Origin of the sequence: Kitasatospora sp. A2-31 (assembly GCF_022288725.1) — a bacterium.
Lineage (GTDB): Bacteria > Actinomycetota > Actinomycetes > Streptomycetales > Streptomycetaceae > Kitasatospora.
The window spans coordinates 46,510-70,433 of the sequence record NZ_JAKNTA010000004.1 but is presented as its reverse complement, the minus strand read 5'-3'; the positions used below and the strand labels follow the sequence as shown (position 1 = coordinate 70,433).

Annotated in this window: 20 protein-coding genes; 5 read left to right on the top strand and 15 right to left on the bottom strand. The window is 73.0% G+C overall.

Annotated features, from left to right (window positions below; all coding sequences use genetic code 11):
• Positions 1-171: 171 nt before the first annotated feature.
• The 7 genes from MCM47_RS12675 to MCM47_RS12645 all read right to left on the bottom strand — a co-directional run bounded on the left by MCM47_RS12675 (position 172) and on the right by MCM47_RS12645 (position 8,440).
• Positions 172-1,002 (bottom strand): shikimate dehydrogenase, encoded by an 831-nt coding sequence (locus MCM47_RS12675; RefSeq protein ID WP_238861632.1) that lies wholly within the window; start codon positions 1,000-1,002, stop codon positions 172-174.
• Positions 1,003-1,021: 19 nt separating this feature from the next.
• Positions 1,022-2,890, bottom strand: a complete 1,869-nt coding sequence (gene mltG, locus MCM47_RS12670; protein ID WP_238861629.1) for an endolytic transglycosylase MltG — start codon at positions 2,888-2,890, stop codon at positions 1,022-1,024.
• 152 nt (positions 2,891-3,042) lie between these two features.
• Positions 3,043-4,269: an endolytic transglycosylase MltG gene (gene mltG, locus MCM47_RS12665; RefSeq protein WP_238861627.1), complete on the bottom strand. Its 1,227-nt coding sequence runs from the start codon at positions 4,267-4,269 to the stop codon at positions 3,043-3,045.
• Positions 4,270-4,361: 92 nt separating this feature from the next.
• Positions 4,362-4,850 (bottom strand): Holliday junction resolvase RuvX, encoded by a 489-nt coding sequence (gene ruvX / locus MCM47_RS12660; RefSeq protein WP_238861625.1) that lies wholly within the window; start codon positions 4,848-4,850, stop codon positions 4,362-4,364.
• Positions 4,850-7,519 (bottom strand): alanine--tRNA ligase, encoded by a 2,670-nt coding sequence (gene alaS, locus MCM47_RS12655; RefSeq protein ID WP_238861623.1) that lies wholly within the window; start codon positions 7,517-7,519, stop codon positions 4,850-4,852. Before alaS ends, ruvX begins: the two co-directional genes overlap by 1 nt.
• Positions 7,519-7,959: a DUF6167 family protein gene (locus MCM47_RS12650; RefSeq protein ID WP_238861621.1), complete on the bottom strand. Its 441-nt coding sequence runs from the start codon at positions 7,957-7,959 to the stop codon at positions 7,519-7,521. Before MCM47_RS12650 ends, alaS begins: the two co-directional genes overlap by 1 nt.
• Before the next feature lie 4 nt (positions 7,960-7,963).
• Positions 7,964-8,440, bottom strand: a complete 477-nt coding sequence (locus MCM47_RS12645; protein ID WP_238861618.1) for a DUF948 domain-containing protein — start codon at positions 8,438-8,440, stop codon at positions 7,964-7,966.
• A gap of 336 nt (positions 8,441-8,776) precedes the next feature.
• On the opposite strand from MCM47_RS12645, the gene MCM47_RS12640 reads away from it, so the two are divergent.
• Both MCM47_RS12640 and MCM47_RS12635 read left to right on the top strand, forming a co-directional pair.
• Entirely contained in the window at positions 8,777-10,909 is a 2,133-nt protein-coding gene (locus tag MCM47_RS12640) for a regulator (protein WP_238861616.1), read from the top strand.
• 89 nt (positions 10,910-10,998) lie between these two features.
• On the top strand, positions 10,999-11,319 hold the full coding sequence (locus tag MCM47_RS12635; RefSeq protein WP_374209128.1) for a tetratricopeptide repeat protein: 321 nt from the start codon (positions 10,999-11,001) through the stop codon (positions 11,317-11,319).
• A gap of 102 nt (positions 11,320-11,421) precedes the next feature.
• On the opposite strand, the gene rpsD is transcribed toward MCM47_RS12635, so the two are convergent.
• From rpsD to ppk2, 4 genes are all read right to left on the bottom strand, one after another.
• On the bottom strand, positions 11,422-12,036 hold the full coding sequence (gene rpsD / locus MCM47_RS12630; protein WP_238861607.1) for a 30S ribosomal protein S4: 615 nt from the start codon (positions 12,034-12,036) through the stop codon (positions 11,422-11,424).
• A 403-nt stretch (positions 12,037-12,439) separates the two neighbouring features.
• Positions 12,440-13,789, bottom strand: a complete 1,350-nt coding sequence (locus MCM47_RS12625) for a replication-associated recombination protein A (protein WP_238861605.1) — start codon at positions 13,787-13,789, stop codon at positions 12,440-12,442.
• A 91-nt stretch (positions 13,790-13,880) separates the two neighbouring features.
• Complete coding sequence (locus MCM47_RS12620) at positions 13,881-14,483, bottom strand: hypothetical protein (RefSeq protein WP_238861603.1); 603 nt, start codon at positions 14,481-14,483, stop codon at positions 13,881-13,883.
• A gap of 165 nt (positions 14,484-14,648) precedes the next feature.
• Positions 14,649-15,431, bottom strand: coding sequence for a polyphosphate kinase 2 (gene ppk2, locus MCM47_RS12615; RefSeq protein ID WP_238862126.1), 783 nt, complete (start codon positions 15,429-15,431; stop codon positions 14,649-14,651).
• 278 nt (positions 15,432-15,709) lie between these two features.
• On the opposite strand from ppk2, the gene MCM47_RS12610 reads away from it, so the two are divergent.
• The gene (locus MCM47_RS12610) at positions 15,710-16,675 is read left to right on the top strand and encodes a LysR family transcriptional regulator (RefSeq protein ID WP_238861600.1); all 966 of its coding nucleotides are present in this window, start codon (positions 15,710-15,712) and stop codon (positions 16,673-16,675) included.
• A 125-nt stretch (positions 16,676-16,800) separates the two neighbouring features.
• Here MCM47_RS12610 and MCM47_RS12605 read toward each other — a convergent pair whose 3' ends face one another.
• From MCM47_RS12605 to MCM47_RS12590, 4 genes are all read right to left on the bottom strand, one after another.
• Positions 16,801-17,307, bottom strand: a complete 507-nt coding sequence (locus tag MCM47_RS12605; RefSeq protein ID WP_238861598.1) for a GNAT family N-acetyltransferase — start codon at positions 17,305-17,307, stop codon at positions 16,801-16,803.
• A 91-nt stretch (positions 17,308-17,398) separates the two neighbouring features.
• The gene (gene aspS, locus MCM47_RS12600; protein ID WP_238861596.1) at positions 17,399-19,189 is read right to left on the bottom strand and encodes an aspartate--tRNA ligase; all 1,791 of its coding nucleotides are present in this window, start codon (positions 19,187-19,189) and stop codon (positions 17,399-17,401) included.
• Positions 19,186-20,448 (bottom strand): histidine--tRNA ligase, encoded by a 1,263-nt coding sequence (hisS, locus tag MCM47_RS12595; protein ID WP_238861594.1) that lies wholly within the window; start codon positions 20,446-20,448, stop codon positions 19,186-19,188. Before hisS ends, aspS begins: the two co-directional genes overlap by 4 nt.
• 11 nt (positions 20,449-20,459) lie before the next feature.
• Positions 20,460-21,167, bottom strand: a complete 708-nt coding sequence (locus MCM47_RS12590; protein WP_238861592.1) for an MBL fold metallo-hydrolase — start codon at positions 21,165-21,167, stop codon at positions 20,460-20,462.
• A 242-nt stretch (positions 21,168-21,409) separates the two neighbouring features.
• On the opposite strand from MCM47_RS12590, the gene MCM47_RS12585 reads away from it, so the two are divergent.
• Together MCM47_RS12585 and MCM47_RS12580 are read left to right on the top strand one after the other, a co-directional pair.
• Positions 21,410-22,249, top strand: a complete 840-nt coding sequence (locus MCM47_RS12585) for a peptidylprolyl isomerase (protein WP_238861590.1) — start codon at positions 21,410-21,412, stop codon at positions 22,247-22,249.
• Between the two features lie 267 nt (positions 22,250-22,516).
• Positions 22,517-23,746 carry a DUF349 domain-containing protein gene (locus MCM47_RS12580; RefSeq protein WP_238861587.1) on the top strand — a complete coding sequence of 410 codons (1,230 nt, stop codon included), beginning with the start codon at positions 22,517-22,519 and terminating at the stop codon, positions 23,744-23,746.
• Positions 23,747-23,924 lie beyond the last annotated feature (178 nt).

The following is a 23,924-nucleotide window of genomic DNA, read 5'->3' as shown; positions in this document are numbered from 1 at the left end:
GCTCCGGGCGCGACCGGCCGCCCAGTCCGGTTGACGGACAGCAACCTGCCGACCCGCGGACACCGCCGACACCGCCGCCGGGCGGTCCGGGCCGCCCGGACGCGAACCGGGACAGTCACGACAAGCCGCCGCGGAGCGCCGGGGCGCCCCGCCGGCCTCCCCGGGAGCGGGTCAGCGCGCGGCCAGTGCGGCCTCGCCGGCCGCCCGGATCGCCGCCAGCGGGCCCGGCGTCCGGCCGGTGAAGAGCTCGTTCTGCAGCACGGCCTGGTGCACCAGCAGGTCGAGCCCGCCCAGTACGGTGGCGCCGCGCTCCGAGCAGGCGGCGGCCAGCGCCGTCGGCCACGGGTGGTACAGCACGTCGAACAGCGCGCCGGGGGCGGCCGGCAGCCGCCCGGCGAAGGCGTCGGTCGCGCCGACCGGGGTGGTGGAGACGGTGAGCGGCTGCGCCAGCGCCTCGGCGCCGCGCTCCCAGTCGGCGGTCCGGACGGCCACGCCCAGCCGTTCGCCCAGCTCGGCCATCTCGCGGGCCCGCTCGGGGCTGCGGACGTAGACGGTCACCTCGCCGGTGCAGACCTGGGCCAGTGCCGCCAGGGCCGAGGACGCGGTGGCCCCGGCCCCGAGCACCGCCGCGCCCCCGACCTCGGCGATCCCGCGCTCGCGCAGCGCGTTCACCAGCCCGGGGACGTCGGTGTTGTCGCCGACCCGCCGCCCGTCGGCGGTGAACACCACCGTGTTCACCGCCTCGACCGAGCGCGCGGTGGCGCTCACCTCGTCGAGCAGCGGGATCACCGCCCGCTTGAGCGGCATGGTGAGCGAGAGCCCGGCCCACTGCGCCTCGTCCAGCCCGGCGACGAAGCCGGGCAGCCCGGCCTCGTCCACCTCGAAGCGGTCGTAGCGCCAGCCGTCCAGCCCGAGCGCCGCGAAGGCGGCCCGGTGCAGGTCCGGCGAGAGCGAGTGGGCGATCGGCGAGCCGAGGACGGCCGCCCGGTGCTTGCTGGTCACGTTGGTTCTCCCGGGCCGGTCAGGCCTTGGTGCAGTGCCCGCGGTCCTTGTCGAGCTTCTGGCCGGCCGCCTTGCAGTACTCGTCGACGTTGACCAGGTGGTCCTTGTAGGTGTCGGCGAAACGCGTCTCGGTCGGGGACATCGCGATGAAGAACAGCCACTTGCCGTCCGCAGGGTTGAGCACCGCCTTGAGGGCGTCCTCGCCGGGGTTGGAGATCGGCGTGGGCGGCAGGCCCGCGTTCAGGTAGGTGTTGTACTTGTTGGACGCGTCGTCCATGTCCTTCTTGTCGAGCTGCTTGCGGCCGAGCGAGTACTGCAGCGTGGTGTCCATGCCCAGCTTGTGGTGCGTCTCGGTGTCGTCCGCCAGACGGTTCTGGATGGTCCGGGCCATCTTGGCGAAGTCCGCCGAGTTGTTGCCCTCGGCCTGCAGGATGCTGGCCTCGATGACCACCTCGTAGCCGTTCTTCAGCCCGATCTTCGCGGCCTCGCCGTCCAGGCTCGCGTAGCGGTCGACGGCGTTCTTGACCATCTCCTTGAGCAGCTCCTCGGGCTTCATGCCCTCCGCGATGGAGTAGCGGGTCGGCCAGAGGAAGCCCTCCAGGTTGCCGCCCGCGTACGCCGGCAGGCCGAGGCTGCCGACCTGGGCCTTGGCGACGCCCGCGGTGGTGCCCTTCGCCAGGTGCAGCTTTTCGTCGATCTTGGCGTAGGTCGCGGCGGCGGTCAGACCCTCCTGGAGGATGAGCTTGTCGCCGCCGTTGGCCTCCACCAGGTTCTGCACGGCGGACTCGGCCGACATCTCCCGGGGCATGGTGTAGAAGCCGGGCTGGATGGAGATGCACTTCGGGTTCTTGTCGCAGGCCTTGCTGAAGGCCTCGACGCTCTTGACCACGCCGGCCTGCTTGAGCGTCACGCCCATCTGGCTGCCCGCGGCGCCCTGCTTGATCTCGACCTTGACCGTGCCGCTGCCCTGGCCCACGAAGTCCGGCGGCGGGCCGAAGTGGTCCTGGTAGAAGCCGTAGCCCCACCAGCCGGCACCGGCCACACCGCCCATCAGGACCAGCGCGACCAGCAGGCAGGCACCGCCGTTGCGGCGGCCGGCCTTCTTGCCCTTCTCCTTGCGCTTCTTCTTGCCCTCACGGGACTCGTCCTCCTCGCCGAGGAAGCCGCCCCGCTCGTCCTCGCCGTTCTCGGCGTAGTCGTCCTCGTGGCCGTCCCAGTCGTCCTCGGCCGCGGGGGTCGCCTCGGCCGGGTCCGCCCCGGCCTCCAGCGCGGCGGCCTCGGCCTCCCAGTCGATCCCGTCCGGGCCGGGCCCGGTGGCCGGCTCGGCCGCGGCCCGCCCCCGGCGCGGCGCGCCCGGCTGCGGGGCGCCGGCCGGCGGCACCTCCTGCGGCGCCTGCTGCTGGAAGCCCTGCTGGGCCGGAGGCTGCCCCTGCTGGACCTGGCCCGGCTGCTGGAAGCCCTGCTGGCCCGGCTGCTGGTAGCCCTGCTGTGCGTACCCCTGCTGGCCGTAGCCCTGCTGCTGGCCCTGGTACCCCTGCTGGCCGGGGAAGCCCTGGTTCTGCTGCGGGTAGCCCTGCTGGCCGGCGCCGTACTGCGGCTGGCCCTGCGGGAACTGCTGCTCGCCGTACTGCTGTTGCTGCTGGGGCTGACCGCCCGGGTACCCCTGCTGCTGGTAGCCCTGCTGCGGATAACCCTGCGGCTGCTGCTGGTAGCCCTGCTGCGCGTACCCCTGCTGACCGCCGCCGTACTGCTGCTGCGGCTGCTGGGACTGCTGCTGCCACTGGCCGTCCTGCTGTCCGGGGACCGGCTGCTGGCCGCCGTACCCGGGATCACCGGGGTGCCACGGCTCGGAGCCCTGGGGGCCGTAGCCCCGACCCAGATCGGTCATTGATCCCCTTACACCGACGGAGACGGCCGGAGGATCGGACCGGCCGTCCCGGGACGGCGTCCCGGTTGTTTCTCGAACCGGCGTGCTACTGCCACGCCTGGAGGGAGACGTTACCGTACCGCAGACCGGCCGCCGGGCCGAGCCGACGGCCGTCAGTGCCCGCCCGACCCCGACGGCGTCCCGGACGACGCCCCGGACGAAGCGCTCGGCTGCGCCGACGCCGACCGGTTGGCGTTGAACTCCGCCACGTTGCGCTGCTGCACCTCGAAGCTGTCGGTGAAGCGGGTGTCCCCCGGCTTCACGGTGACGAAGTAGAGCCAGTCCCCCTGCGCCGGGTCCACCGCCGCCATGATCGCCTGGCGCCCCGGGTTGGAGATCGGCGTGGGCGGCAGCCCCGCGTGCAGGTAGGTGTTGTACGGGGAGTCCAGCCTGGTGTCGGTCACCGTGGTGTTCAGGGTCGAGCGCCCGAGCGCGTAGTTGATGGTGGAGTCCAGCTGCAGTGGCATGTTCTTCGCCAGCCGGTTGTAGATGACCCGGGCCACCTTGGCCATGTCCTCGGTGTTGTCGGCCTCGCCCTGGACCATGCTCGCGATGGTCACCAGCCCGTAGAGGTTCTGGCCGAGGTTCTGCGCGACCACGTCCGCGTCGTCCCGGGCGAACTCCTTGCCCGCCCGTTCCACCATCTGCTTCAGCAGGTCCACCGCCGTGGTGCCGTCGGTGACGCTGTACGTCGCGGGGAAGAGGTATCCCTCCGGGCTGCCCTTGGCGAACTCCGGCAGACCCAGCTCGGCGGCCTGCTCCTGCGCGGTGCGCTGCGCGGTGCCCTCGGGCAGGTTCAGCTTCTTGTCGATCGCGGCGAAGATCTGGCTGCCGCGCCACCCCTCGGGGATGGTCAGGCCGTTGGCGTTGGCCGGGTCGACCAGGATCGCCAGCGCCGCGGCGGCCGACATCCGCTGCTTGAGCGTGTAGGTGCCGGGCTGGATCCGCCCGGCGGCGGCCGCGCTGCCCTTGGCCGCCCGGGTGAACGCCAGCGAGCTGGCCACCACGCCGTTGCGCACCAGCGCCGAGGCGATCTGGGTGAGACCGGCGCCCTCGGGCACCGAGACCTGCACCTCCCCGCTGCCGGGCCCCGCGTAGTCGGCGGCCGCCGGCGGTTTGCGCTGGTCGTCCAGCCAGCTGTACCCGGCCAGACCGAGCCCGCCGAAGACGGCGATCAGGGCCAGCGCGGTCAGCCCGCAGGCCAGGCCGTTGCGCCGCCGGTGCGGGTCCGGCGGGTCGTGGCGCGGCCGGGGCGCACCCGGTGGCCTTCCCTCCGGTTCCAGCACCGGCGCACCGAGGTGGCCGGGGGTCAGCCCGGGTGTGAAGTCCTGGTCGGTCACTGCGCCCCCTCGGCGGTCCCGGAAGCGGAAAGCGAGGGGCCCGTGCGGACGCGTCCGCACGGGCCCCTCACCGGGACGTTAGAACAGGCCGGTCAGCCGGTCGCCTCGACGCTCTCACCGGGGGGCCGTCCGCTCACCCGTTCGGCTTCAAGCGCCGACTGCAGGATCACCACCGCGGCGGCCTGGTCGACCACGGAGCGGCCCTTCTTCGCCTTGACCCCGGAGGCCCGCAGGCCGTGGGTCGCGGTGACGGTGGACATCCGCTCGTCCACCAGCCGCACCGGCACCGGGTAGACCCGGTTGGCGAGCCGGGCCGCGTAGGCGCGGACCTTCTCCGCCGCCGGGCCCTCCTTGCCGCTGAGCGAGCGCGGCAGACCGACGATCACCTCGATCGCGCCGTACTCGTCGACGATCGCGCCGATCCTGGCCTGGGACTTCACCCCGGCGGGGACGGTCTCCACCGGCGTGGCGAGCACCCCGTCGGGGTCGCAGGACGCGACCCCGATCCGGGCGTCACCGACGTCGACGGCGATCCGGCGCCCGCGCCGGAAGGGCCGCTCCTCGACCTGCGGCTCGTCCATCAGGAGGCGCGCTCCGCGACCAGGCCGCGCACCGCGGCGATGGCCTCGCCGACCGCGGCGGGGTTGGAGCCGCCGCCCTGGGCGACGTCGTCCTTGCCGCCACCGCCGCCGCCGAGGGTCTTGGCGGCGACCCGGACCAGCTCGCCGGCCTTGATGCCGCGGCCTCGGGCGTCCTCATTGGTGGCGATCACGGTCAGCGGGCGGTCGTTGGCCACGGTGAAGGCGGCGACCACGGCCGGGCGCGAGCCCAGGCGGCCGCGCACGTCCAGGACCAGCTTGCGCAGCTCGTCCGCGCCGGTGCCGTCGGCGACCTGGGCGGCGACCACGGCGATGCCGTGGACGTCCTCGGCCGAGTCGGCCAGGCCGGCCGCAGCGGCCAGCACCTTCTCGGCGCGGAAGCGCTCGATCTCCTTCTCGGCGTCCTTGAGCTTGGCGAGCATGCCCGAGATCTTCTCCGGCAGCTCCTCCGGGCGGCCCTTGACCAGCTCGGTGAGCTGGGAGACCACGGTGTGCTCGCGGGCCAGGAACTTGTACGCGTCGACGCCGACCAGCGCCTCGACCCGGCGAACGCCGGAGCCGATCGAGGACTCGCCGAGCAGCTTCACCAGACCCAGCTGGGCGGTGTTGCCGACGTGGGTGCCACCGCAGAGCTCCTTGGAGAAGTCGCCGATGGTGACGACCCGCACCTCGTCGCCGTACTTCTCGCCGAACATCGCGATGGCGCCGGCCTTGCGGGCCTGGTCCATCGTCATGACCTCGGCGGTGACGTCGAGTTCGCGGCCCAGCACGTCGTTGATCTTCTGCTCGACGTCGACCAGCACGGTGCCCGGCACCGCGGCGGGCGAGCCGAAGTCGAAGCGGAAGCGGCCGGGGGCGTTCTCGGAGCCGGCCTGGGCGGCCGTCGGGCCGAGCGCGTCGCGCAGCGCCTGGTGGGTCAGGTGGGTGGCCGAGTGGGCGCGAGCGATCGCCCGGCGGCGGTCGGTGTCGATCGTGGCGTACGCCGAGGCGCCGAGCACGACCTCGCCGAAGAGCACGCCGCCGGAGTGCACGATGACGCCCGGAACGGGCTGCTGCACGTCGCGGATCTCGACGACCGCGCCGGACTCCAGCCGGATCCGGCCGTGGTCGGCGAGCTGGCCGCCGCCCTCGGCGTAGAACGGGGTGCGGTCGAGGATGATCTCGACCTCGTCGCCCTCGGAGGCGGCCGGCGCCGGGACGCCGTCCACCAGCAGGCCGACCACGGTGGCCTCGCCCTCGGTGAGGGAGTAGCCGGTGAAGACGCTCGCGCCGGACTTGTCGGCGACCTCGCGGTACGCGGCGACGTCGGCGTGGCCCATCTTCTTGGCCTTGGCGTCCGCCTTGGCGCGGTCGCGCTGCTCCTGCATCAGGCGGCGGAAGCCGGCCTCGTCCACCTGGAGGCCCTGCTCCTCGGCCATCTCCAGGGTGAGGTCGATCGGGAAGCCGTAGGTGTCGTGCAGCTTGAACGCCTGCTCGCCCGAGAGCACCGCGCCGCCGGCCTGCTTGGTCTCGGTGACCGCGGTGTCCAGCAGGTTGGTGCCGGCCTTCAGCGTCTGCAGGAAGGTGTTCTCCTCGCCGACGACGACCGTCTCGATGCGCTTGCGGTCGGTCTCCAGCTCGGGGTACTGCGGAGCCATCGCCTTGATGGCGATGTCGATGAGCTCCTTGGCCACCGGCCCGGTGGCGCCCAGCAGGCGCATGTTGCGGATGGCACGACGCAGGATGCGGCGCAGCACGTAGCCGCGGCCCTCGTTGCCGGGGGTGACGCCGTCGCCGACCAGCATCAGGGCGGTGCGGATGTGGTCGGTGACCACGCGCAGCGAGACGTCCGACTTGTGGTCGGCGCCGTAGGCGTGACCGGTCAGCTCCGCGGCGCGGTCGAGGATCATCCGGCTGGTGTCGATCTCGAAGAGGTTGTCGACGCCCTGCAGGATGGCGGCGAGGCGCTCCAGGCCGAGGCCGGTGTCGATGTTCTTGCTCGGCAGGTCGCCGAGGATCTCGAACCCGTCCTTGCCGTCGCCGTGGCCGCGCTCGTACTGCATGAAGACCAGGTTCCAGATCTCCAGGTAGCGCTCGCCGTTGACCGCCGGGCCGCCCTCCTCGCCGTACGCGGGGCCGCGGTCGTAGTTGATCTCCGAGCACGGGCCGCACGGGCCGGGGACGCCCATCGACCAGAAGTTGTCCTTCATGCCGAGGCGCTGGATGCGCTCGGCGGGCACACCGATGACGTCCCGCCAGATCTGCTCGGCCTCGTCGTCGTCCTTGTAGACGGTGATCCAGAGCTTCTCCGGCTCCAGGCCGTAGCCGCCGTCCGCGACGGGAGTGGTGAGCAGCTCCCAGGCGAACTTGATGGCGCCTTCCTTGAAGTAGTCGCCGAAGGAGAAGTTGCCGCACATCTGGAAGAAGGAGCCGTGCCGGGTGGTCTTCCCGACCTCCTCGATGTCCAGCGTGCGCACGCACTTCTGGACGCTGGTGGCGCGCGAGAACTGCGGCTTGACCTCGCCCAGGAAGTACGGCTTGAAGGGCACCATGCCGGCGTTGACGAGCAGCAGGGTGGGGTCGTCGGCGACCAGGGACGCCGACGGAACGACGGTGTGGCCGCGCTCCTCGAAGAAGCGCAGCCAGCGGCGGCGGATCTCTGCCGACTCCATTAGTGGTCCTTCCGGTTCGGTGTACCGCCCTGCTGCGGCAGCGCGCGGCGGGGCGTCTTTTCGATGGCTGGGGTGGGGCGGGCACCGTTCGACGATGCGCGGGCACTGCTGGACGGAGGCAGGGCGGCGGCCGGGCTACCGGGCGCCGCCGAGATAGCTCGGTACTGCGGCTCGCCGCGCAGCACCCGGCGGCGGCGGGGCTCGACGACGGCGGTGCCGTCCAGTCCGAGGTCCTCGCGCAGCTGGTCCTCGCGCTCGGCCATGCCGGCCTTCACGTCCTGGGCGAACTGCTTGGCGAGGTCGCCCAGGTGCAGCGCACCGCGCGCGGCGGTGCCGGAGAGGCTGTCCGGGGTGAGCCGGTGGACGGCCTCGTTGGCCTTGTTCATGGCCCAGACGGTGGCGCCGGCGCCGACCGCCATCCAGAAGATGCGTCGAACCATGCCGTCAGCCCCTCACCGCGCGCCGGACCCGGGCGAGCAGACCGCTCCTGGGCGCGGTCGCCGCGCGCACCTCGGCCCGGATCAGCCGGGCCAGCTCCTCGCGCTCGCCCGGCTGGGAGGGAAGCGTCGGGGTGCCGTTCTGCTTGGCGACCGCCTTGCGGACGCCGTAGCTGAAGGCCGCGACCTTGACCAGCGGCCCGCCCAGGGTGGCCGCGACGGTGGAGGAGAGCGCGTTGGCGTTGGCGGCCGCGTCCTGGACGTTGGCGGTGATCTCGTCCACCCGCTCCAGCTGCTGGTTCGCGCTGCGCACCGCGGCGCCCGCCTCGGTCAGCAGCGGCACGGCCTGTTCGGTCACGGCCGAAACCAGGACGGTGGCCTCCTTGAGCACCCGCGAGAGCCGGACCAGCACCACGGCGAGCAGGGTGACCAGGACCGCCCAGAAGACGGCTACGAGCAAGCCGGCCAGCTCTCCCACGGACACCTTGTGCGCTCCCTCGCCTTGCTGTTCTCCGGAAGGAACCCTATCGCGACCATGACCGGTTTCCGGACCGGGTTATGCCGCCCGCGCCGCCCGGGACCGGCCCGGTCCTTCCCCGCCCCGCCCGGCCGATCCGGTCGGATGTGCGATCGGCGCGCGTAACCCACCGCTCGGTCACCTCGTTCCACCGGGCGGACCGCCGCCGATGCGGTCCGCCGCAGGCCCGGACCAGCGGGGTCCGGGCCCTGACCCGAGGAGCAGCGCTTGGCCGGTGACTCGACAGCGGATCCGGGAGGGGCGTCGGCGCGGGGGCCTGCGCCCGGCGGCCTCCCGGCGGAGGTGACCAGCTTCGTCGGGCGGCACCGGGAGCTGACCGAGCTGGCCCGGCTGCTCGCCGCCGCCCGGCTGGTGACGGTGACCGGCCCGGGAGGGGTCGGCAAGAGTCGGCTGGCGCTGCGCGCCGCGGCCCGCGCGGCCGGCGCCTTCCCGGACGGCACCCGGCTGGTCGAGGTCTCCCCGGTGCAGGACCCGCTGCTGCTCGGCCACGCCGTGCTGGAGGCGCTCCGGCTGACCGACGGCACCGCCCGGGCGCCGCTGGACGTGCTCACCGAGCAGTTGGCCGGGCAGCGGCTGCTGATCGTGCTGGACGGCTGCGAGCACCTGGTGCCGGCCTGCGCGGAGCTGGCCGAGGCGCTGCTGCGGGCGCTGCCGGGCCTGCGGGTGCTGGCCACCAGCCGGGCGGAGCTGCGGGCGGCGGGCGAGCACCTGTACACGCTGGCGCCGCTGCCGGTGGGCCCGGTGCGGCCGGGCCAGCTCCCGGACGCGGTGCGGCTGTTCGCCGACCGGGCGCGGGCGGCGGTGCCGGGCTTCGAGGTCACCCCGGCGAACGCCGAGGGGGTCGCCCAGCTCTGCCGCCGGCTCGACGGCATCCCGCTGGCGGTGGAGCTGGCGGCCGGGCGGCTGCGCGCGCTCTCGGTGGAGCAGATCACCGCCCGTCTGGACGACCGCTTCCGGCTGCTCACCGGCGGCTGCAGAACGGCCCCGCCGCGCCACCAGACGCTTCGAACGACGATCGGTTGGAGTCACGAGCTCTGCACGGTGCAGGAACGTTTACTCTGGGCGCGCCTCTCCGTCTTCGCGGGCGCCTTCGACCTGGAGGCCGCCGAGTACGTCTGCGCCGGCGAGGGCCTGGAGCCGGACGACCTGCTCGACCTGGTGTCCGAACTCGTCGGCAAGTCCGTGGTGCTGCGCGAGGAGAGCGCCTTCGGCGTCCGCTTCCGGCTGCTCGACACGCTGCGCGAGTACGGCCTGCACTGGCTGCGCGCCGCCGGCGAGGAGCGGCGGCTGCTGCGCCGCCACCGGGACTGGTACCTCGGGGTGGCCACCTGGGGCGAGGTCGAGTGGTTCGGGCCCCGGCAGGCGGAGACCGCCGAGCGCACCGGCCTGGCGCACGCCAACCTCCGGGCGGCGCTGGAGTTCTCCCTCGCCGAACCGGGCGAGGAGCAGCTGGCCCTGCTGCTGGCCGGCACGCTCTGGTTCTACTGGGTCGGCTGCGGCCACCTCGGGGAGGGCCGGCACTGGCTGGACCGCGCGCTGGCGCTCGCCCCCGAGCCGACCGAGGCACGGGCCAAGGCGCTCTGGGTCACCGGGTACACGGCCACCCTCCAGGGCGACCTGGTGGCGGCCCGCCCGGCGCTGGAGGAGTGTCGCCGCCAGGCGCTGGCCACCGGGGACGACCGGGCCCTCGCCTACGCCGTCCACCGGCAGGGCTGCGCGGCGCTGATCGGTGACGAACCGGTCCGGGCCGCCGAGCTGTTCGAGGAGGCGCTCTGGCACTACCGGACCATCGGCGAGCTCAACAGCAACGTCCTGATGGCCATGTTCGAGCTGGGCATCGCCTACCTGTTCCAGGGCGACCAGGAGAGCGGCGAGCTGTGGCTGGCCCAGGTCCGCGAGCTCTGCGAGGAGCACGGCGAGCAGTGGGCGTACGCGTACGGGCTCTACGCGCTGGCGTACTCGCACTGGATGAACGGCGAGGTCCGGCTGGCACGGGCGCAGGCCCGGGAGAGCGTGCGGCTGAACCACCTCTTCCACGACCTGCTCGGCATCGTGCTGGCGATCGACCTGCTCGCGCTGCTGGAGACCGAGCCGACCGGGCCGGGCACACCGGGCGACCTGCGCGAGGCCCGGGTGCTGCAGGGCGCGGCGCACCGGATCTGGCAGGCCGTGGGCAAGCCGTTCTTCGGCTCGCGAACCTTCAACGGGCCGCACCGGGACTGCGAGGAGCGGGCCCGGACCGGGCTGACCGAGCAGGAGTTCTCCGACTGCTTCGCCCTCGGCGCCCGGCTCGACCTGGACGCGGCCGTGCACCGTGCGCTGGGCGGCGACGGCCGTCCCGACGGGCCGGGGCCGCGGCCCGGGCCCCGGGCCGCCCCGCCGGCGCCGCAGCCGACCCCGGTGGGGAATAGTTGAATCTTGTCCATTGCTGGAGCGGGCAGCACCACCCGGCGCCACCGTTCCACCCCCGGTGCCGGGCCGATCCGGAAGGAGCAGCCGTGGCCATCCACACCGCCGCCGACGAGTACCGCCTCGCGAAGTTCCACTTCGAGTCCAAGGCCTTCGCCGACGCGGCCCGCATGCTGGAGGGCGTCCTCGCCGAGGAGCCGGCCAACCTCTCGGTCCGGATGCTCCTGGCGCGCAGCTACTACCACTCCGCCCAGCTCTCCCGCGCCGAGGCCGAGCTGCGCCGGATCCTGGACGCCGACCCGGCGGAGGACTACGCCCGCCTGATGCTGGGGCGGACGCTGGAGCGCCAGGGCCGCGCCGAGGAGGCCCGCCCGCACCTGCGGCTCGCCGCCGCGATGACCGGCGGGGAGCTCTGACCGCGAGCGGGCCGGAGCTGCGCCCGCGGCCGGAAAGGGGTGAGCCCCGTCGCCGGGAAGGCGACGGGGCTCACCGGGTACGGCAGGCGTACCGCTCGCGGGTCAGCGCGAGTAGTACTCGACGACGAGCTGCTCGTCGCAGATCACCGGGATCTCCTTGCGCTGCGGCGCACGGTCCAGGCGGAAGGCCAGGGCCTTCAGGTTGACCTCGAGGTACTTCGGGGTCTGGCCCTCGCCCGCGTAGCCACCCTCACGGGCGACCTGGAACGGGACCTTCTCCTTGCTACGGTCGCGAACGGTCACGACGTAGCCCGGCTTCATCTGGAACGACGGCTTGTTGACCTTGCCGCCGTTGACCTCGATGTGGCCGTGGACGACCATCTGGCGGGCCTGGTAGATGGTGCGGGCGATGCCCGAACGCAGCACCAGCGAGTCCAGACGGGTCTCCAGCTCGGCGACGAGCGCCTCACCGGTCTTGCCCTCGGCCTTCTTCGCGCGGTCGAACGCACGCGACAGCTGCTTCTCGCTCAGGTCGTACTGGGCGCGAAGACGCTGCTTCTCGAGCAGACGGACCTTGTAGTCCGAGTTCTGCTTGCGGCCACGGCCGTGCTGGCCGGGCGGGTACGGGCGGGCCTCGAAGTACTTGACGGACTTCGGGGTCAGCGGCACGCCGAGCGCACGCGCGATCTTGACCTTGGGACGCTTCTGGTTCGCCATGAACCAAACCTTCCTTGCTTACGAATACGGCTTCACCAGGTGTTGACGGAGGTCGCTCGTCGCGACCCGGAGAAAACCACGTCGCCTGCGCGATGCGGTCAGCCGCTCTCCGGAGCCGGGCACATGAGTGCTTGCACACGAGTGGCCCACCGAGCCTGGGCTGGTGGGCTGCACGCGACACCGAAACGGTGCGCGACGCTCCTGGGCCCCCGAGGGGGCCGACGCCGGTGCCCCGCTGGTGCGGCCGGTCGGTCAGGGTCACCCCTGCCGCCGTCCCGGGACACGGCACTTCCGGCCAGTGTACCCGCTCCCGGTCGCCCGCTCGCCGCCGGGCGCTCCCGCCCGGCACCGACGCCCGGGGCACGGTCCGTTCCCGCCCGCCCGCCCGCACCGGCGCGGGCGGTCACTCCCCCTTCAGCCGGCCCCTCGTCCACTCGACGATGTCCGCGTAGCGGGCCTCCCCGCCGTGCCGGGTCGGCCGGTAGTACTCCTTGCCGTGCACCGCGTCCGGCGCGTACTGCTGCGCCGCGATGCCCTCCGGCAGGTCGTGCGGGTACTGGTAGCCCTGCCCGTGCCCCAGCTTGCCCGCGCCGCCGTAGTGGGCGTCCCGCAGGTGCGGCGGGACCGCGCCCGCCAGGCCCTGCCGGACGTCCGCCAGCGCCGCGTCGATCGCCAGGTAGGCGGCGTTGGACTTGGGCGCGAGGGCCAGCGCGATGGCGGCCTGGGAGAGGATGATCCGCGCCTCCGGGAAGCCGATCAGCGCCACCGCCTGGGCCGCCGCCACCGCCGTGGGCAGCGCGGTCGGATCGGCCAGGCCCACGTCCTCACTGGCCGAGATCATCAGCCGGCGCGCGATGAACCGCGGGTCCTCCCCCGCCTCGATCATCCGGGCCAGGTAGTGCAGCGTGGCGTCCACGTCGCTGCCCCGGATCGACTTGATCAACGCGCTGGCGACGTCGTAGTGCTGGTCCCCGTCCTTGTCGTAGCGCACGGCCGCCTGGTTCACCGCCGTCTCGGTGGTGGCCAGCGTGATGCTCGCCTCGCCCTTCTCCAGCGCCGCGCCGGCCGCCGCCTCCAGCGTGGTGAGCGCCCGCCGGGCGTCCCCGCCGGCCAGCCGGACCAGGTGCTCCTCGGCCTCCGCGGACAGCTCGAGCGCGCCCTCCAGGCCGCGCTCGTCGGCCACCGCGCGGCGCAGCAGCGCGCGGATGTCCTCGTCGGTCAGCGACTCCAGGGTGAGCAGCAGGGAGCGCGACAGCAGCGGGGAGATGACCGAGAAGTACGGGTTCTCGGTGGTCGCGGCGATCAGGGTGACCCAGCGGTTCTCCACCGCGGGCAGCAGCGAGTCCTGCTGCGCCTTGGAGAAGCGGTGGATCTCGTCCAGGAAGAGCACCGTCTCCTTGCCGCTCATGCCCACCGCGCGGCGGGCGCCGTCGATCACCGCGCGGACCTCCTTGACGCCCGCGGTGATGGCCGACAGCTCGACGAACCGGCCCTCGACGGCCTGGCTGATCACGTGGGCCAGCGTGGTCTTCCCGGTGCCGGGCGGGCCCCAGAGGATCACCGAACTGGTCGCCGCCGGGCCTCGCGAGCCGGCGACCAGGCGGCGCAGCGGGGAGCCGGGCTTCAGCAGCTGCCGCTGCCCGGCCACCTCGTCGAGGGTCCGCGGGCGCATCCGCACGGCGAGCGGGGCCCGGCCGGGCTCCCTGGCCTGGCGTTCCTCGGCGGCGGCGGTGAAGAGGTCCGGTTCGTCCACACTGGAAGCCTATGCGAGGGCGCCGACAGCCCCGCGCGGCCGAGGGCGACCACCGGCTCCGGCCCCCCGGGGGCCTCGGCCGGGGCGGGCGCTACGAGCGCTCCAGCAGGACCACGTCGAGCTCCTCCAGCGAGCGGACGGCCGCGCCGGCGGCGGCGGCCTTCGCCCGGGCGGCGGCCTGCGGCCCCCGGGAGGCCGCCAGCGTCGCCCGGTCCGCGAAGACCACGCCCACCGAGCCGCGGCCCACCGCGCGGTTGAGCAGCAGCGCGGCGCTGACGAAGCCGTCCATCCCCTGCAGGGCGGGCAGCGCGCCGGTGCGGAAGCCCTCGGCCAGTTCGTCGCACCGGTCCGGCTCGATGTCGAACCGGACCAGCCGGAAGCCGGCGCCCGGGCCGACCGGCGCCGGCGGCGTGACGACCGTGGCCTCCATCACCTCGACGGCGGTCGTGGTGGCGAACGGCGCCAGCAGCTCGTCGCGCCGCTGCCGCAGTCGCTCGGCGCTGTCCCGCTCGTGCTGCGCGGTGTCCCACCAGGAGCCCATCATGATCACGCCGCGCTCCCGGTCGGCGAAGAGCCCGTAGCCCCGGTAGCCGGGCTGGGCGGAGAGCAGCCCGACGGCCTCGGCGCGCAGGCCGTCCAGCGCCTGGTCGATGGTGCTCGGGTCGCCGGTGAAGTAGCCGGTGCGCACGTACATGGGCGGGTCTCCTGACGTCGTCCGGGCGCCGCGGCGGCGCCCCTGCCCTCGGGGCCACGTCCATCCGACGGCCTGGCACCGGCCGCGGCAACCGCCACGGAGCCGTTCGGAGGAGCCGTCACCGGGCCCTCGAACGCCGGGAGGCGCCCCGCACCCCGCTCCCCGTCAGCCCAACCGCGCCGCGTGGTCCGGCACGTACGTCTGGGCCTCCCGCGGCGGCCGGCGGTAGCCCCGGGAGGGCGGGCGTTCCGGCAGCTCGATCCGCGGCGGGGCCACCTCGCGGTACGGCAGGCCGGACAGCAGGTGGGCGATCATGTTGATCCGGGCCCGCCGCTTGTCGTCGCTCTCCACCACGTACCAGGGCGACTCCGGCGTGTCGGTGCGGGCGAACATCTCGTCCTTGGCCCGTGAGTAGTCCTCCCAGCGGGTGATCGACTCCAGGTCCATCGGCGAGAGCTTCCACCGGCGCATCGGGTCCTCCAACCGGTCGCGGAACCGCCGCTGCTGCTCGGTGTCGCTGACCGAGAACCAGTACTTGCGCAGCAGGATGCCCGAGTCGATCAGCATCCGCTCGAACGTCGGGCACTGGTCCAGGAACTGCCGGTGCTCCTCGTCGGTGCAGAAGCCCATCACCTTCTCGACCCCGGCGCGGTTGTACCAACTGCGGTCGAACAGCACGATCTCCCCGGCGGCCGGCAGCTGCTCCACGTACCGCTGGAAGTACCACTGGGTGCGCTGGCGCTCGGTCGGCTTGGGAAGGGCCACGACCCGCGCGATGCGCGGGTTCAGAAACTCCGTCACCCGCTTGATCGCTCCGCCCTTGCCGGCCGCGTCGCGCCCCTCGAAGACGACCACCAGCCGGGCGCCCTCGGCACGGACCCACTCCTGGAGCTGCACCAGCTCGTGCTGGAGCCGCAGCAGCTCGTGCTCGTACGGCTTCCGCGCCAGCCGCTCCGGCGCACGGTCGTGCTCGCGCCTGTGCTCACGGCCGTGCTCGCGACTCTCCTTGGCTGCCACCCGGGTGCCTCCGTCCTACGGTGAACCGACGATCCCTCACCGTAGGCGCTGTGCACGGCCCGTACGGGCAGCGGACGTCCGGCGCGGCAGCGGCGGCCCCCTGAACCGCCGCTGCCGGGCTCCCCCGTGGACCGGCCCGCAGGCCGAGTGATCAACCTTGGCCCAGACCTGCCGGGCCGGTCCAATATCCCGTTCCATAACCTTGGGGCATGGATGTCGACACCCGGCTGCTGCGCAGCTTCGCCGTGGTATGCGAGGAGGGGCAGCTGACGGCCGCCGCCGCGCGGCTGTTCGTCTCCCAGCCGACCCTGACCAAGCAGATCCGCCAACTGGAGGCGCTGCTCGGGGTGGAGCTGTTCGAGCGCTCGCGCAAGGGCATGTCGCCCACCCCGGCCGGGCGGGCGCTGGCCGAGCACACCGGGGCGGTGCTGGCCGGCTGGGAGGACGCGCTGCGGGCCACCAGGGCGGCGGCGGCCGAGCAGGTCTCGACGCTGCGGGTGGGGTTCGAGGGCGGCATCATCAACGTGATGAGCCGCCGCACCGTGGCGGACTTCACCCGGCGGATGCCCGGCTGGCAGGTGGAGTTGCGGCAGAACAACTGGTTCGATCCGACCTCGGGCCTGGCCACCGGCGAGATCGACCTGACGCTGTGGCACGCCCCGCCCTCGCTGTCCGAGCAGTACAACGTCGCGGTGCTGGGCGAGGAGCCGCGCTGCGCGGCCCTGCCCGCGGGGCATCCGCTGGCCCGGCGGTCGGTGATCGACTTCGCGGACCTTCTCGACGAGCCGTTCGTGGCGATACCGCACGAGGCCGGGCCCTGGCGGGACTACTGGTTGGCGGTCCGCGAGCGGGGCGGGCGGCCGGTGCGGATCGGCGCGGTGGCGCACAACGCCGACGAGTGGCTGACCGCGGTGGTGTGCGGTCAGGGCATCGGCTTCGCCCCGGAGACGATGAGCCGGCTGGCGGTACGGGAGGACGTCGCGTACCGGCCGGTGCGGGGGCTGAGCCCGAGCCAGGTCGGGCTCTACTGGCTGAAGGGGCGGGAGTTGACGCCGGCCATGGCCGCGTTCGTGCGCAGCTGCCGGGCGACGATCGGCGGCCGGGCCGGGCCGGAGGTCCCGGACCGGGAGAGCGCCCCCGCGGCCCGGGCCGTCCCACCGGTCCGGGCGGTCTAGCGCGGATCGAGCGGCGGGGCCGGGGCGGACTCGGGACGGGCGCGGAGCGGGGTCGGCCGTCCTCGCGTGAGGATCCCGGCGTCCCGTGAGGTCCCAGGCGTCCCCGTGAGGCCGCACGCGAGGTCTCAGACGGCCTCGAAGGGCTCCGGGTAGCGACAGAGCCCGCGCGGGGCGCCGTCGTAGCCCGGCAGGGCGAGGCTCTGGAAGTACGCGTCCGGCACCTCGAACGGCCCGGTGATCTCGTGCCGCTGGGCCGGGAGGAAACCGAACCGGCCGTAGTACCCCGGGTCGCCGAGGACCACCACGAGCTTCTCCCCCGCGTCCTCGGCGGCGGACAGCGCGGCCCGGACGACGAGCTCGCCGACGCCCTTGCGCTGCCACTCGGGGGCGACCGCCACCGGCGCGAGCGCGAGGCCCTCGCCGTCGCCGATCCGCAGCCGGGTGAGCAGCGCGTGGCCGACCACCAGGCCGGACTCGTCCACGGCGACCATCGACAGGTCCGGCAGCCAGGCCGGGTCGCGGCGCAGCGCGTCCACCAGGTCGGCCTCGTCGGGGCCGGGGAAGGCCGCCATGTGGACCCGTCTGGTGGCGGGGGCGTCCTGCGGAGACTCGACTCTGGTGGTCACCTTCATGGGGGAACCCTCTCCTCTGTCACACACCGTTGTGGACGGGCCCCGGACGGCGGTGGGCCGTCCGGGGCCGTGAAAGGTTAGCCGATGGGGATCAGCCCTTGGGCTGGCCCTCGGGCTTCGCGTCCTCGCGGACCTTCGGCTGGGCGTCGACGCCGGCCTCACGTCGCTGCGCCGGGGTGATCGGGGTGGGGGCGCCGGTCAGCGGGTCGCCGCCGGTGGACGTCTTCGGGAAGGCGATGACGTCCCGGATGGTGTCGTACCCACCGAGCAGGGTGACGATCCGGTCCAGGCCGAAGGCGACGCCGCCGTGCGGCGGCGGGCCGTAGTTGAAGGCGTCCAGCAGGAAGCCGAACTGCGAGGCGGCCTCCTCCTCGGACAGGCCGATCGCGTCGAACGCCCGCTTCTGCACGTCCCGCTGGTGGATACGGATCGAACCGCCGCCCAGCTCCGAGCCGTTGAGCACCAGGTCGTAGGCGTTGGAGAGCGCGCTGCCCGGGTCGGTGTCGAAGGTGGCGAGCGACTCGGCGGTCGGGGCGGTGAAGGGGTGGTGCACCGCGTGCCAGCCCTGGAACTCGCCCTTGTCGTCCTCGATCGGCTCGAACATCGGGAAGTCGACGACCCAGAGGAAGGCCCACTGGGACTCGTCGATCAGCTCGCAGCGGCGGCCGATCTCCAGCCGGGCGGCGCCGAGCAGCTCCTGCGAGGGGCGCTCCTTGCCGGCGGCGAAGAAGATCGCGTCGCCGTTCTTGGCGCCCGCGGCGGCGGCGAGGCCGGCCAGGTGCTCCTCGGAGAGGTTCTTGGCGACCGGGCCGCGCAGCTCGCCGGTCTCGGCGTCGATGAGGACGTAGGCGAGGCCCTTGGCGCCGCGCGCCTTGGCCCAGTCCTGCCAGGCGTCGAGCTGCTTGCGCGGCTGCGAGGCACCGCCCGGCATCACGACGGCGCCGACGTACGGGGCCTGGAAGACGCGGAACGAGGTGCCCTTGAAGTACTCGGTGAGGTCGGTGAGTTCCTGACCGAAGCGGACGTCCGGCTTGTCGGAGCCGTAGCGGCCCATGGCGTCCGCGTAGCTCATCCGCGGCAGCGGGTTGGGGATCTCGTAGCCGTGCACCTCGCGCCAGACGGCACCGATGATCTTCTCGCCGAGGGCCAGGATGTCCTCCTGGTCGACGAAGGAGGCCTCGATGTCCAGCTGGGTGAACTCCGGCTGGCGGTCGGCGCGGAAGTCCTCGTCGCGGAAGCAGCGGGCGATCTGGTAGTAGCGCTCCATGCCGGCCACCATCAGCAGCTGCTTGAACAGCTGGGGCGACTGCGGCAGCGCGTACCAGTGACCGGGCTGCAGGCGGACCGGGACGAGGAAGTCGCGGGCGCCCTCGGGGGTGGAGCGGGTGAGGTACGGCGTCTCGATGTCGAGGTAGTCGTTCTCCTCCATCACCCGGCGGATGATGTTGTTGACCTTGGAGCGCAGGCGCAGGCCCTTGGCCGGGCCCTCGCGGCGCAGGTCCAGGTAGCGGTAGCGGAGGCGGACCTCCTCGTTGACCGTGCCGGGCTCGTACTCGGCGACCGGGAACGGCAGCGGGGCGGCCTCGGAGAGCACCTCGATCTCGCTGACCACGACCTCGACGGCGCCGGTCGGGATCTCGGGGTTCTCGTTGCCCTCGGGGCGCACGCGGACGTCACCGACGACCTTGACGCAGTACTCGGCGCGCAGGCCGTGCACCGAGTCCAGGTCGCGGACCACGATCTGCACGGTGCCGGAGGCGTCGCGCAGGTCGATGAAGGCCACGCCGCCGTGGTCGCGGCGGCGGGCGACCCAGCCGGCCAGGGTGACGGTGGTGCCTGCGTGCTCCGGGCGGAGCGTGCCCGCGTCGTGCGTGCGGATCACAGCTGCTTCTCCTTCAGGGTGGTGACGAGTGCGTCGAGGGCGACGGGGTTCTGCTCGCCGGTGGTCATGTCCTTGAGCTGGACGACGCCGTCGGCGAGGTCCCGGTCCCCGGCGATCAGGGCGAAGCGGGCGCCGGACCGGTCCGCGGACTTCATGGCGTTCTTGATGGTCTTCACGCCGAACGCGAGGTCGGTGGCGACGCCGGCCCGGCGCAGCTCGACGACCTTGGCGAACAGGACGTTCTTGGCCTCCTCGCCGAGCGCGACGGCGTACACGGAGGTGGCGGCCGGCAGGTCCAGGACGACGCCCTCGGCCTCCAGGGCCAGGTAGGTGCGGTCCACGCCGAGGGCCCAGCCGACGGACGGCAGCGCGGGGCCGCCGATCATCTCGGAGAGGCCGTCGTAGCGGCCGCCGCCGCCGATCGCGGACTGCGCGCCGAGGCCGTTGTGCACGAACTCGAAGGTGGTGCGGGTGTAGTAGTCCAGGCCGCGGACGAGCTTCGGGTCGTCGGTGAAGGCCACGCCGTTGGCGGTGAGCAGCTCGCGGACCTTCTCGTCGTACTCCTTGCACGCCTCGCACAGGAAGTCGCGCAGCATCGGGGCGCCGGTGAGCTGGGCCTGCACCGACTCGCGCTTGTCGTCGAGGACGCGCAGCGGGTTGATCTCGGCGCGGCGGCGGGTGTCCTCGTCCAGGTCCAGGCCGGCGAGGAACTCGATCAGCGCGGCGCGGTACACCGGGCGGCACTGCTTGTCGCCGAGGCTGTTGAGGAGCAGCGTGTAGTCGCTCAGGCCCAGCGAGCGGAAGGCGTCGTCGGCCAGGATGATCAGCTCGGCGTCCAGCGCCGGGTCCTCGGCACCGATCGCCTCGGCACCGACCTGGGAGAACTGGCGGTACCGGCCGGCCTGCGGGCGCTCGTAGCGGTAGTAGGAACCCGAGTACCAGAGCTTGACCGGCAGGTTGCCCAGCTTGTGCAGGTTGGCCTGGAGGGCGGCGCGCAGCACCGAGGCGGTGCCCTCGGGGCGCAGCGCGAGCTCCTCCTTGCCCCGCTGGGTGAGCGAGAACATCTCCTTGGTGACGATGTCGGTGGACTCGCCGACACCGCGGGAGAACAGCTTCACGTCCTCGAAGACCGGGGTCTCGATGTAGCCGTAGCCGGCCCGGCGGGCGGGCGCGGCGATGCGCTCGCGGATCGCCAGGAAGGTCGCGGAGCTGGGGGGCAGCAGGTCGTAGGTGCCCTTGGGGGCGGTGAAGGTGCTCAACTTCTCTTCCGTCACATTCCTCGTCGCGGGAAGGCCGGAGCGCCGAGCGCTCCCGCCGCCTGCCTGAGGTAGGGGTTGGTGGCGCGCTCACGGCCGATGGTGGTCTGTCCGCCGTGGCCGGAGAGGACCACGGTCGCGTCGTCGAGGGGCAGGCACACCCGGGCCAGCGAGTTCATGATCGCCTCGCTGTCGCCGCCCGGGAGGTCCGTGCGCCCGATGGAGCCGGCGAAGAGCAGGTCGCCCGAGAAGAGCACCGGGGGCAGGTCCTCGGCGCCGGGCGTCCGGAACGTCACCGACCCCTTGGTATGGCCGGGCGCGTGGTCGACGGTGAGCCGGAGGCCGGCCAGCTCCAGCACGCTGCCGTCGGTGAGCTCGCGCACGTCGTCGGGTTCGCCGACGGTGAGTTCGCCCATCAGCTGGGTGCCGAGCGAGCGGCCGAGCGCCTTCTCCGGGTCCGCCATCATGTAGCGGTCCTCGGGGTGGATCCAGGCCGGGATCCCCTTGGCGCCGCAGACCGGCACGACCGAGGCGACGTGGTCGATGTGGCCGTGGGTGAGCACGACGGCGACGGGCTTCAGCCGGTGCTCGCGGACCAGTTCCTCGACGCCGCGGGTGGCCTGATGGCCGGGGTCGACGATGACGCACTCCTCGCCCGGCCCCGGCGCGACCAGGTAGCAGTTGGTGCCCCAGGCTCCAGCGGGGAATCCGGCGATGAACACGCGCGTCCTTCGTGGTTCGGTCGGCACTGACGGCTACGAGATGCGGCTACGAGACGTGATGTAAAGGCAGCCTACCGGCGGTCCGGGTCCGGTTGCGAACCAGATGGGGGGCGCGGGCCGACCGTCCTGACAGGTTCACCGCGTTCTTACGGCGGCGGTACCTACACTTGACCGCCGATGGATGCGATGATCCGCTCCAGCATCCGCACACATTTCCAGTACATCCTCAGGAGACACGGCCGGTGGTCACCAGCGAACAGCGGCGGCGGCAGCTCGCCCGCGAGAAGTACGAGCGCCAGGCGCAGCGCCGGGCCCAGGCCGCGATCGCCCGCAAGCGGCGCAACACCATCCTCGGCGCGTCGCTCGCCGTCGTGGTGCTGGCCGGGGGCGGCGTCCTGGTCGGCACCGGCGCCTTCGACTCGGACGACAAGAAGGACTCCTCGTCGAGCGCGCAGGCCGCGCCCACCCAGCCGGCCGCCGAGCCGACCACCCCGACCCGCAAGCCGGTCGAGGGCTGCGGCGACCCGGCGCCGGGCTCGCCCAACGGCAAGCAGTGGCAGGCCGAGCCGGCCATGAGCGTCGACACCTCGGCCGCCTACACGGCGACCCTGGAGACCAACTGCGGCAAGGTGACGCTGTCGCTGGACGCCGCCAAGGCGCCGCACACGGTGAACTCCTTCGCCTTCCTCGCCGGCGAGAAGTACTTCGACCACACCAAGTGCCACCGCCTGACCACGGGCGGCATCTACGTGCTGCAGTGCGGTGACCCGACCGCCAGTGCGACCGCCCCCGGCGGCACCGGCGGCCCGGGCTACAAGTTCGCCGACGAGAACCTCACCGGGGCCACCTACCCGGCCGGCACCGTGGCGATGGCCAACGCCGGTCCGGGCACCAACGGAAGCCAGTTCTTCCTGGTCTACAAGGACACCCAGCTCCCCCCGAACTACACCCCGTTCGGGAAGATCACCGGCGGTCTGGACGTGGTTCAGAAGATCGCCGCCGCGGGCACCCTGGAAGGCGGCACGGACGGCCATCCGATGGCCGACGTGACCTTCAACTCGGTTACCACCGCGAAGAGTTGAGCCGCGCCGGGGCCGAGCCGGGTCACCGCGAGAGCGGGCCCGGCCCGGCCCCGGAGCGAAATCGCCCGGCCCGGATGCGGACAGCACCGGGCCTGGTCGCCTATGTTGGCGTTGTATAGGGTGCCCGGACCCGCCAAGCCGTCACCCTCGGCGAAGCACCAGTACGGCGGACGGGGACGGCGGACTCATCGGTCCGCCGCACATCAACTGTGGACGACGGACGCGCGCCGCCCCGGCGCGGGCGCGACGTCATGTGGAGGACGCGCTATGAGCAGCGACCCGTGGGGCCGTGTCGACGAGCAGGGCACGGTCTACGTCAGGACGGCCGACGGCGAACGCGTCGTGGGTTCCTGGCAGGCCGGCTCGCCCGAGGAGGCCCTCGCCTACTTCGAGCGCAAGTACCAGGGCATCGAGGTGGAGATCGGCCTGCTGGAGAAGCGGGTGCGCACCACCGACCTGGCCGCCAAGGACGCCCTGACCGCGCTGGAGCACCTGCGCGCGCAGGTCACCGAGGGGCACGCGGTCGGTGACCTGGACGCACTGGCCAAGCGGCTGGACACGCTCGCCGCTGAGATCGAGAGCCGTCGCGAGGAGCGCAAGGCGGCCCGCGCCAAGGCCCAGAACGAGACCCGGGCGGCCAAGGAGGCGCTGGTCACCGAGGCCGAGCAGCTCGCCGAGTCGACCCAGTGGCGGGAGGCCGGCGACCGGCTGCGCGCCCTGGTGGACACCTGGAAGAGCCTGCCGCGGCTGGACCGCAAGAGCGACGACGAGCTGTGGCACCGCTTCTCGCACGCCCGCTCGGTCTTCTCCAAGCACCGCAAGGCGCACTTCGCGACCCTGGACGCCGAGCGCGAGCAGGCCCGCCAGACCAAGGAGCGCCTGGTCTCCGAGGCGGAGGCGCTCTCCTCCTCCACGGAGTGGGGCGACACCGCGGCCCGCTACCGCGACCTCATGGCCCGCTGGAAGGCCGCCGGCCGCGCGCAGCGGGACGTCGAGGACGAGCTGTGGGCGCGGTTCCGCGGCGCCCAGGACGTCTTCTTCCAGGCCCGGTCCGCGGTGTTCAGCGAGCGGGACGCCGAGCAGGTGGCGAACCAGAAGCTGAAGGAGGCGCTGGCGGCCGAGGCCGAGGCGATCCTGCCGATCACCGACCTGAAGGCCGCCAAGGCCGCGCTGCGTGACGTGAACGAGCGCTGGGAGGCGATCGGGCACGTGCCGCGGGACGCCCGTCCGAAGCTGGACGGCCGGCTGAACGCGGTCGAGCGGGCGATCCGCGAGGCCGAGGACGCCGAGTGGAAGCGCTCCAACCCGGAGGCGAAGGCCCGCGCCGCCGGCATGGTCGGCCTCTTCCAGGCCAAGGCGGACAAGCTCCAGGCCGACCTGGACAAGGCCCGTGCGGCCGGGAACGCCGGCAAGGTGGCCAAGCTGGAGTCCGAGCTGGCCGGCGTGCAGACCCTGCTGGAGCAGGCCCACAAGAGCCAGGAGGAGTTCAGCGGCTGATCCGCCGCCGAGCGTCCGAGCCAGGGACCGCAGCAGAACGCCGAAGGGCCCCGGGGAGCACTTGAGTTCTACCGGTCGTTGCAACACCCCAGTTCAAGGGGTGCAATGTTCGAGATCCGGGAGAACCGGACGGTAGGTCAAGGGCCGAGGGCCTTGGTGCGGGAGCGGGAGGAATACT

Bases quoted from the DNA above. Each gene is read 5' to 3' on its own strand.
- MCM47_RS12620 (WP_238861603.1), bottom strand. From the start codon at position 14,483: ATGTACGTGCGCACCGGCTACTTCACCGGCGACCCGAGCACCATCGAC.
- MCM47_RS12610 (WP_238861600.1), top strand. From the start codon at position 15,710: ATGGATGTCGACACCCGGCTGCTGCGCAGCTTCGCCGTGGTATGCGAG.
- rpsD (WP_238861607.1), bottom strand. From the start codon at position 12,036: ATGGCGAACCAGAAGCGTCCCAAGGTCAAGATCGCGCGTGCGCTCGGC.
- MCM47_RS12650 (WP_238861621.1), bottom strand. From the start codon at position 7,959: ATGGTTCGACGCATCTTCTGGATGGCGGTCGGCGCCGGCGCCACCGTC.
- mltG (WP_238861629.1), bottom strand. From the start codon at position 2,890: ATGACCGATCTGGGTCGGGGCTACGGCCCCCAGGGCTCCGAGCCGTGG.
- alaS (WP_238861623.1), bottom strand. From the start codon at position 7,519: ATGGAGTCGGCAGAGATCCGCCGCCGCTGGCTGCGCTTCTTCGAGGAG.
- MCM47_RS12605 (WP_238861598.1), bottom strand. From the start codon at position 17,307: ATGAAGGTGACCACCAGAGTCGAGTCTCCGCAGGACGCCCCCGCCACC.
- ruvX (WP_238861625.1), bottom strand. From the start codon at position 4,850: ATGGACGAGCCGCAGGTCGAGGAGCGGCCCTTCCGGCGCGGGCGCCGG.
- MCM47_RS12580 (WP_238861587.1), top strand. From the start codon at position 22,517: ATGAGCAGCGACCCGTGGGGCCGTGTCGACGAGCAGGGCACGGTCTAC.